At 56.7% G+C, this 8,789-nt stretch carries 9 protein-coding genes; 1 reads left to right on the forward strand and 8 read right to left on the reverse strand.

Annotation, left to right across the window (positions count from 1 at the left end):
* Nucleotide 1 precedes the first annotated feature (1 nt).
* Nucleotides 2-508: a hypothetical protein gene (locus L2I46_RS28080; protein ID WP_064186318.1), complete on the reverse strand. Its 507-nt coding sequence runs from the start codon at nucleotides 506-508 to the stop codon at nucleotides 2-4.
* A gap of 172 nt (nucleotides 509-680) precedes the next feature.
* Here L2I46_RS28080 and L2I46_RS28085 point away from each other — a divergent pair, with 172 nt between their 5' ends.
* Nucleotides 681-1,148: a hypothetical protein gene (locus L2I46_RS28085; RefSeq protein WP_064186317.1), complete on the forward strand. Its 468-nt coding sequence runs from the start codon at nucleotides 681-683 to the stop codon at nucleotides 1,146-1,148.
* Here the strand turns inward: L2I46_RS28085 and L2I46_RS28090 are convergent.
* From L2I46_RS28090 to L2I46_RS28120, 7 genes are all read right to left on the reverse strand, one after another.
* The gene (locus L2I46_RS28090) at nucleotides 1,141-1,800 is read right to left on the reverse strand and encodes a hypothetical protein (RefSeq protein WP_130941381.1); all 660 of its coding nucleotides are present in this window, start codon (nucleotides 1,798-1,800) and stop codon (nucleotides 1,141-1,143) included. The genes L2I46_RS28085 and L2I46_RS28090 overlap by 8 nt on opposite strands.
* Before the next feature lie 2 nt (nucleotides 1,801-1,802).
* Entirely contained in the window at nucleotides 1,803-2,315 is a 513-nt protein-coding gene (locus tag L2I46_RS28095) for a hypothetical protein (RefSeq protein WP_065800301.1), read from the reverse strand.
* A 1,435-nt stretch (nucleotides 2,316-3,750) separates the two neighbouring features.
* Nucleotides 3,751-5,367: a primase-helicase family protein gene (locus L2I46_RS28100; protein ID WP_071001061.1), complete on the reverse strand. Its 1,617-nt coding sequence runs from the start codon at nucleotides 5,365-5,367 to the stop codon at nucleotides 3,751-3,753.
* Nucleotides 5,368-6,004: 637 nt separating this feature from the next.
* On the reverse strand, nucleotides 6,005-6,898 hold the full coding sequence (locus L2I46_RS28105; RefSeq protein WP_065800296.1) for a tyrosine-type recombinase/integrase: 894 nt from the start codon (nucleotides 6,896-6,898) through the stop codon (nucleotides 6,005-6,007).
* Nucleotides 6,895-7,032, reverse strand: a complete 138-nt coding sequence (locus L2I46_RS28110) for a hypothetical protein (protein ID WP_159185468.1) — start codon at nucleotides 7,030-7,032, stop codon at nucleotides 6,895-6,897. The genes L2I46_RS28105 and L2I46_RS28110 overlap by 4 nt, the downstream gene beginning before the upstream one ends.
* A 75-nt stretch (nucleotides 7,033-7,107) precedes the next feature.
* Complete coding sequence (locus tag L2I46_RS28115) at nucleotides 7,108-7,296, reverse strand: hypothetical protein (RefSeq protein ID WP_040214330.1); 189 nt, start codon at nucleotides 7,294-7,296, stop codon at nucleotides 7,108-7,110.
* 254 nt (nucleotides 7,297-7,550) lie between these two features.
* The gene (locus L2I46_RS28120; RefSeq protein WP_071001063.1) at nucleotides 7,551-8,543 is read right to left on the reverse strand and encodes a major capsid protein; all 993 of its coding nucleotides are present in this window, start codon (nucleotides 8,541-8,543) and stop codon (nucleotides 7,551-7,553) included.
* Nucleotides 8,544-8,789 lie beyond the last annotated feature (246 nt).

Below are 8,789 nucleotides of genomic sequence, written 5' to 3' on the forward strand. Positions count from 1 at the left end.
GTTACTTAATCCCAAGTCGGTTACTTAGAATCGCTGGCGCGGGTTGCTTCGGCACGTTGCTGCGATAGCCACCGTTGCCGTGCATGCCAGTACCGCGAGACTCAGGAGCGAGCAGTAGGGAGTCGAGACGCCCGCCTGACACTTTGCTCAGGTATTCGCGCAGCTCTGTGACGCTGAATTCCACGCCAGCCTCGGAACCGTCCTTTTTGAAGACGCCGATCGATCCATCATCGCGCAGGGCAAAGTCGATGAACTCGCCCACGGTAGCCAGTCTGGCAGACTCACTAAGTGCCGGATGCACCAGGTCAGACAGCATGTCGTTAACCGGATTGGTCAGCTTAATGGCTGTCAGCTCGCTATTGGCCGCATCAAGTTGAGCCTGTAGCTCATCAGCACGCGCACGGCTCTGCTTTGCTTCACTCAGTAGCTGGCGGTTCTTCTTCACCAGTCCCGGGTTCTGCTCTTCGCCGTGGTCTTCGTGGTCTTCGTGGTTGTCGTGGTCGCTCATCTCGGATGCCCTCAGGGTCGCGGTGGATAGTGGGCCAATTATGTCAATCGTTCTTCTCTCCCGTAAGATTCAGCCGGGGTAATCACCTATGTCATAGCTACCCATTTTTGATGCCCGATAGCTATGCTGTTACTATATTTGAACCAAGGAATATAGCTGCGGAGTACCTACAATGTTAAAACACCTCAACTTCCCGGATGCTCTGTGCGCAGAGGTAGACGCCATCAGGGGCGATGAATCATTTACATCATGGCTTGCTGGCGCGGCACGCATGCGGCTGGATTCTGGAAAGCATGACCAGCTGGACAGGATCGAGGCGATGCTTAAAGTTCTGACCGGCGGTCACAATGCCCCTGTAACGCCTCAGGAGCCGCCGAAAAAGATTTGGGGAGGTAGACCCACTAAAGGGCCAAATAACGCCCCTAAGAAGCGCCAGCAGGCTCCACGGGGCGGAATATCACCGGCGCAGCAGGTAATCATTGATTTGTGCAACGCAGCGGAGGGTTCAGAGGGACTCGATCAGGCTATCGCGGACGAACTCAACCGGCGCGGCATGCTGTCACCGTCTGGCGTGGAATGGACGCACCGCACGATCATGAATACACGGGTTCGCCTGCGAAAGCGTGGCCTGATTAGTTGATGTATCCGGCGTCCCGGAGTTTTGTCACCATCCAGGAGACATCGACGGGCCGCCACTTCGCCCCACCAAAGGAGGGCATCGCCATGTCATTCAGCTCGCCAGCAATAACCGGCATGAATCCGACTCGCCCACGTCTGGACAGTTCGACGTATCGCCCGACAATGAACCGGATGGCGTCATCGAGATCGGCGCTGTACTTGCCGCCTGGTTTCCCTGATAGCCAGCCTCCCGCCCCGAATTGAGCATCCAGGCGAATAAACTCCGCCTTCTCAGCACTGGTTTGCGGCCTGTTCTCCGGTTCATGCTTCACCTCTGGTTTGTTTCGTTCAGCTATGACGGCGGCCTGAGAGGCCATCTCGATCGCCATCTCTTCGTCACCGACAAGCCCCAATGGCGGGTTTAGTCCAGCGTCAACAATCATTTTTCTGATAGTGCCCTGCTTGCGCACCGGATCATTAAGCCTTGCCGCCATCTTTTCGCTGTATTCGTCCTCCGCCGTCCGCACATAGTCAGGGTTCACACTCACCAGTAGCTCGCCCCGGGCAATCATCCGCATGATGCTTGAGCGCACACAGCCCAGCTGTGCGGACAGGCGATCAATCGCCGGCCAGTACCTTTCGTCGATGGATGCCGAATAAGTCCTCTTTGCCAAAGTTACCGATCCCCCGATCTGTTTTTAATCGTCACATACTGCGAGTTATCGACCAGATCACGCGGGTCTAGCGTCGCCGTGTATCTCAGCGCCCCGTAGCTGTAGCCGTACTTGAGCACCGGGATGGTGATCTGTTGGTCAATGATTATCTGCCTGTTTTGGTAGAGCCTGTCCGGCTTGCCCAGCGTTAACCGCTCGTCGCCCTCGGCCGCCAGGTCGCACAGCCACGTTCGGTATACGTGGTATGCCTCCAGCTCTGCCCGGGCAAAGGCCGGGTGAGTCCTGCGCCACTTGGTGATTGTTGACGTGGACAGTCCGACGTGTTTCCGGTAGTCATTGCGCCACCCAAGACGCTTGGTCTTGACCTGCCCGGCCATCTCGCACCACGAAATGACGTAGGCGAGCAACTCCCGGGGCCGGTCGTCGTTGTATTTCGTGCGCCTGTCCTTCGCGCCCTCTCGCTCCTTCTGGCGCTTTAATCGCGCCATGCGCTTTACGCTCTCAGGCTTCGCCATGTCCTAAGCTCCTCATCTGCGCCGGGAACCATAACCAGGGAGTGGGCCTCAATCAAAAGAATCTCCCTCACGATCGGCATCTCCGACACCGACCCGCTGAGTCGCCCGGGCGATCGTGCCCGCGATGTTAAAAACACGTCTCCAGTGAAGGGGGTGGCCTGCTCTCTGTGATGCCCTGCTGTTTCCCGGCGGTGATGCCCCTCAGGCTCTCTGTACGCTCCTGTGCGCCGCCTTCCATGCCTGCGGCATAACTACCGCACCGAAGTGGAGATCGGCTCCTGTGGGCTGGCTGCGGCGGCTGTGTGTTGATGCCCGGTAGGGCATGGCGGGCTAATCGGCGACTTCTGGCCGGGTAGGTGGAGTGACGGGGCCAGACCGCCACCCTGCAAAGCGGGTTTTCCTGTGACGCTGGCCGGGGATCTGCAGGTGTAATAACGCGCAGTGATAGTAACGCGCTGAAATATACGCCTCGCGTGCGCGCGCGATAGGCGGCGGTCGGTCTTATCCTCCCCTTCCTCACCACTTCGCCAGCATCGAGACAGGGGTGAGACAGAGCGAGACAGGAGCGAGACAGATGATAAAAATCTAGTGTCTCGGGCTGAGAGCCGCGCCACGTCTGGGCTGAGCCTGTTTTTCCCCCCTATTTTTGAGACAGATTAAAAAATGTACTGTCTCAGCTACAGGCCTCGCCACGCCTGGGTTTACCTACCCTGTGAGACAGTAAGACACTATTTTTATGAATCTTTTGGAAAAAATAATAAAAAAATAAATATATAGGAATTTTAAAAACAAGTGTCTTAGTGTCTCGTTTGCTCCCAGCCCAGAGCTGGCGCGGCCTACAGGCGAGACAGAAGGTAAGACAGCATCTGTCTCAGTGTCTCGTTTTAGCATGTATTTTAACCAGTGGTATGATGACTGTATTATTTTCACCCACTGAATATAGTGGGGGGGGACTATATTGGGTTTCCGGCGATCCGGTCATGACCGTTGGTGCTTTCGGTCGCTTAGTTGGAAAATGGACACAAAAAAGCCAGCTCTGCGGCTGGCCTGTCGTGGTGGGTTGCAGGTTTTCCTGCACCCGTCGGCTTGGTTACCCTCGCCCAGGTTGCGGGGGAGCATTCGATCATGGCCTCTCTCCCGACGTACACCGGCACCTCCCGGCCAGCTACCCATACCTCGACCAGCTCGCCGTCGATCGCGACTCTGGTGACGCCCCTCAGTGTGGGCAATCCGCTTACCCTTACTCTGTCGCCTTTCCGTAGGTTCTTCGCCCTAACTTGTTTCATCGTTTTTTGTGTGTCGTGCTGTGTGTGAGTCACGTTTTTAACATCCATATTACGGCCTCGCAATAGCTACACAGGATCTATGTATTTAAGAGCACAAAAAGCAAAAGCCGCCCCGAAGAGCGGCCCTAAGTTACTGTTTCACTGGTCTGTTAGATGTCGATTAATCCGCGGTCGCTTACCACTTGCGCTGTGACTTCGCGGCCATCTGCGCTTCTCCATCGTTCATGGTCGCGGAACACCCAGCACCGGGTCTGCTTTCCGTCGACTCTCAGGCGCTGCGCCGTCACCTTCCCGGCGTCCTTCATGGCGCTTAACGTGTCCTTAGGCATACCGCGCAAGCCGTAGTTTTTGGCAAGCTGGGTGAGCATGTCAGAGGTCAGGATAGACACGCCTGAGTTGATGATCTCCGCTATCATCTTGTCTTCTGGTGACATTGTGGCACCCACAACGCGGGCGTGGTCTTCGTCGTCGACGTCAACGAGGCCGGGATTGAAGTTGCTCACGTCATACTCCATCAGGAACTTTGCAAATGAGTTGATGAAGCTCTTACGCTCTGCTGCGGCGATCAGCCTTTGAGCGGTGGCAATGTCCAGGCGTGGAAGGTTGCCAATGTGAACCACTATCCGCCGGTCGCCCTTCTCAATAGGTAGGCCGTTGATGTAGTTGGAGGCCAATAACACCCGGCTATTCACCACCACCTCATATTTCGCCAGTCCCTTCGGGTTAACCTGCTTCGTGCCGTTGTCGATGAACTCTTTAACAGCCTCCGCCAGCTTGCGGCGCTTGACGCCCTCGATCAGAATCTCATCAAAGGCGAAGAAAATATTTCCGTCCACTTCCGTGTTGTGCTTCGTTTCCAGCATTTCAGCCAGATTGAGGCGCGGCGCTGCGTACCGGCCGTAAACCTTACGAATGATCTCGAATGCCTTTGAGCGTCCAGATCCTCGCGTCTCGTTGATGTGCAGAAATGCCAGCTCCATCGTGGCCTCGGGCTTCTGGATGCCATACGCCAGCCACTCGAGGAACAATCGCGCCTTCCGGCCCCAAAGGTTATTCAGGTGATCGATAAACCAGGTCACGTCCTCAACTGCGGAGAAGTCCCACGATAGCGGCGTGTAGCGGTTGAATACTCGCCCGTACTTCTCGTGATAGAACATCTTCGGCTTGCCGGGGGAAAAGGTCATTTGCTGGACAATATTTTCCTTCTTGGGCTTAGCCAGCCAGACGGCAAACGCCCTCTTTTCGACGCCATCCGCCCCGCGCTTAGTGTGCTCAAGCCCCGGCATTCCGTCGGTCGTGATGCTGGTAAAGTGGTTGGCCGCATCGTCAATCTTCATTGCGAACGTGGGATCGACAAGGCTCAAGACCAGGCGCCCGCCCACTAACACAAAGTTTTTGCGCATGTAGTCGATATTGGCATCTGCTGGCGTGGCGCACTCTGGCGCATCAAGGCCCATAATGGCGTCTAAGTGACGCTTGTTCCTTTCTGCAACGTCGGGATCATACTTTCGGGATTCCACTTCCCTGCGCAGCTCTGAGGCATTCGCGCCATGCTCTGGCCGCTTGTGCGCCGGTGTGGGCTGTGAAAATGAAACGCGCGAACGACCGTCCGGCATGGCATCAAGTGCGGCCTCGATCTGCTCCGGCGTCATTGCTGGCGCGCCCGGCTGCGGCATCTGCACTACGTTGCTTCTGTACTCTTCGAGCGCGGCGTAGTCGGTTTCGTCGTCGCCGTACTGCGGCAGGTCTTCGTATTGGTGACTCATGTCTGGTGCTCCGTTTTTCGTTGTAGAAAAAGGCGCTGGCCCCACATGAAAACTTGAAAGGGATATTCCTATGTCGTAATATTCGCTCTGAGTACCTGCGCGGCCTCACGGCTCGCTGTGGTTCTCGCGATTGTTGCGGTTAATGCAATGAAAAGGCTATTTTCGTTGCGATTCGCGCACCAATTGGCGATAATTACAAGTGTTCAGGTTTTCGTTGGGGCTGTATATCGTGATCATCTTGCCGGAGTCACACGATATACGGCCTTTGTTTTATCTGCGGTTCGGTGAACCATCCAGATAGCCTCTCAGCGTTCCCGCCTTGATAGCTCGTTGATATTACTCGATCCACTTCTTACGATCCAGATCTTCCCAGGCTCCTCGCGGCCTCAGCGCCTCTCTGCGCGATTTTCTCACCTCACCCCATGCAATCCCCTTACCAGCGTTCACAGCGCGCCTAAGTGACCGTTTGAGGCGTCTGTGACATACCCCGGGGAAAATATTTGAGGCGAGTGAAATCCTCCCCTTCCATCTGAGGAACTCCGGTTGATAACATCACCCCCGCTGGAATTTCCACGGCTACCTCGTCTGTCAACCCAGCAAGGCCCGGGAGCGCTGTTTTCTACGTTGCGCGACGTCCTTACAGCGTTCCCAGGGCTACCCCTCTTTGCAGTCTCGCCGCCAGCTTATCAAGACCTAAATACTTCTTACTCATAGCCAGGCTGCTATGGCCTAACATCTCCATTACCAGCGTGATCCCGCTCCCCGGCTGCTGCTTATCACCGGCTTTCATCCACCGGAACGCGGCTATTTTGCGCGTGCTGTAGGCACTGAGGCGCATAAGACCATCGCCAGCCTTCTCGATCGCCAGCATGAACGGCTTAATCAGTCGCCATATGGTCTGGCGTGTCACTGGCTTATGCCACACACCGGCGGCGCGGTTGCTGCCGGTAGCGGCAGCGGGGAACATCAGCGCGCTGTCATCGTCTGCGCCAATGGTGCGGGCACGATACGCGGCAATACGCTTGCAGAGTCCCGGGGAAAGCTGTTTGCTGTCGATCTTCACCTGCGCCCGGCTCACCTGTTCCAGTACCATCGCCTCCTCTGCATCGGTCAACGTCTCCGCCAGTTCGTCAGCTGTGGCGGCGTCGGTCTGCGCGTACAGCTCCCACTGGCCCGCTGATTTGGCTGCTGCCTTGCGCTGCTCTCGTACCAGCTCCACGCCCTTGCGTGTGGCGCGGCTCATGGCTGCTTTTGACTGTTTAGCCACCACATAGCGCAGTTCACCGGATGCGCTCAGGTCGGAAAATCGAAGGCCCGCAATGTCCGCGGTTCGCCCGCCAGTCTCGATCGATATCTCGAACCACAATTGCAGCCACTCCGGCGCGTTCTGGCGGATGGACTTTGCCAGCGCACTAACGTGGTTGTCGTCATACACCGGCGTCATGGTGCGCGTGCCCTTGCTGCTCTTAACGTCCCTCAGGTCGCCGCGCAGTGCCGCCGCCTTTGCTGCTATCTCTTTTAAAATGCTCATCCCATGATCTCCCCTTTCAGCATTGCCACGCAGTTCAGCAATTCGCCCAGCTCGCCCGCGGTCATTGCCGGGATCCTTACCTTTTCGCCCTGGACTAGTGCCAGGCACACCGCTAATATTCTCGTTGCAGACATTTTGATTATCCTCCCCTTCGGATTAGTCTTAATGCAGCTCCGGGGTTAGGTTGCAGCCTTCCCCGGAGCGTCTCGTTACTCAGTGACGATCAGCGTCACAAAATCCCGCTTATCCCATACGCCAGCAAGCCCGCTCTCAAACGTCATCAGTATCTCGCGCTTATCGAAAAAACACCCCTCGATCCTTGCCACCACCTGCGGCCCACGGCTCAAAACCTTATCGCCCACTTTCAAATCGCCCGCCCTCACTTCTCTGAATTTCATAGCTACCTCGTATCTATTTTCGTGTGAGGATATTACATCGGGCTAATAGTCTATTCAATGGCCTTAATAGGTTTTGTCGATCGAGTTGATAGGCATTGATCGGCTAAATCTCAGTTGTGGCGCGGGTTGGCGGCCTCTAAGTTACCGAAGAAATTTTCTGATATTTAGGCGCTGAGGCTGGATTCTGGCGGGCTGGGGGTGGATTGCAGGCACAAAAAACCCCGCGCAGTGGCGGGGTCTGTCGTCGTTGCGGGTTATTCCGCTGCGGCTTCGCCCTTGGTCAGCAGGAACGCGATCGGGACTTGCTTACGCTCTGCGGCGGTACGCTTCCAGTTTTCGGCGATCGCCAGCTCTGCGATGGAAGGGGATTCCTTCGCAACGCTCGCCTCAGTCCAGCCATAGCCCAGCGGGGCAAATGCCATATTAACGCGGGTGTGCAGGATCTGCTGGCCGCCACCGTTACCAGCGCCCGGCAGGTTCTCGATCTCAGTGCCTGCGGCGATGCGCGGCTCTGCACTGCCGTAGCCAATAGCACCGGCAGCAAACAGCACGGAGGTGTAGACGCCGTTGCTGTCCGGCACCAGTCCGTCATCGACGGTCACGGCCAGGCCGCGGTAAGTGGTCATCACCAGCGAGCCGTCGGAGTCGCGGATGTACTCGATCAGGTCTTGCTTGAGCAGGGACTTGTACAGGTCGGAATGCATCGCGATAGCGCGGAAAGCACCCATAGCGTCGCCCAGCGTACCGGCTGCGTCGATAACCTGAGTAGCGCCGATGGTTTCAGTGCTGGCGTCGTGAATCATGTCGCCGCCGTCGTTGGCGATGTTGTGCGCCTTGATACCCATCAGCATAGAGATCAGGCGTTTCTGGCCCTGGCGTGTCCAGTATGCGGTAGCACGTTCGCGTACTCGCGCCATGGCGTCGCTACCAGACAGTTCGCTGGCGAGGTTCATGGTCGACCATCCCTTATGCAGGAAGGACTTACGCACGGCCTGTTTTACCGCGTTCAGCGTACCGGCTGCGGCGATGTCGGACGGGTTGTCGTTGACAATGTCCGCCTCGTCGTCTGACAGGTCATTCCAATAAGGGACATTGAACATGTCAGCACCGGCGGCAAGCTGTGCCAGTACCACGTCGTTGTTTGCCAGAACGCCGCTCTGGAATAGGGCGCTGGCTACCATGGTGTTCTGCACCAGGTATTTAGTGAATTCTTCGGGGACGATTACGTCCGAAATCTGGGTCGGCATGGCCTATGCTCCAAAGTAGTTATTTTGAGGGTTATTGCACTGCTTCGGGCGGTCTGCACTGCGTCGCGCTCGGTGGCCTCTGGCCGGGTTTTCTGCTGTCTTGGGGCGCTGCCCCGGGTTGGCTCCCCGCCGTCGTCTCAGAGTCTGGCGGGTCGCCGGTCGATCGGCTGTTACTTAATCCCAAGTCGGTTACTTAGAATCGCTGGCGCGGGTTGCTTCGGCACGTTGCTGCGATAGCCACCGTTG

The sequence above is a fragment of the Klebsiella sp. 2019SCSN059 genome (genome assembly GCF_021739525.1).
Taxonomy (GTDB): Bacteria; Pseudomonadota; Gammaproteobacteria; order Enterobacterales; family Enterobacteriaceae; genus Klebsiella; species Klebsiella quasipneumoniae.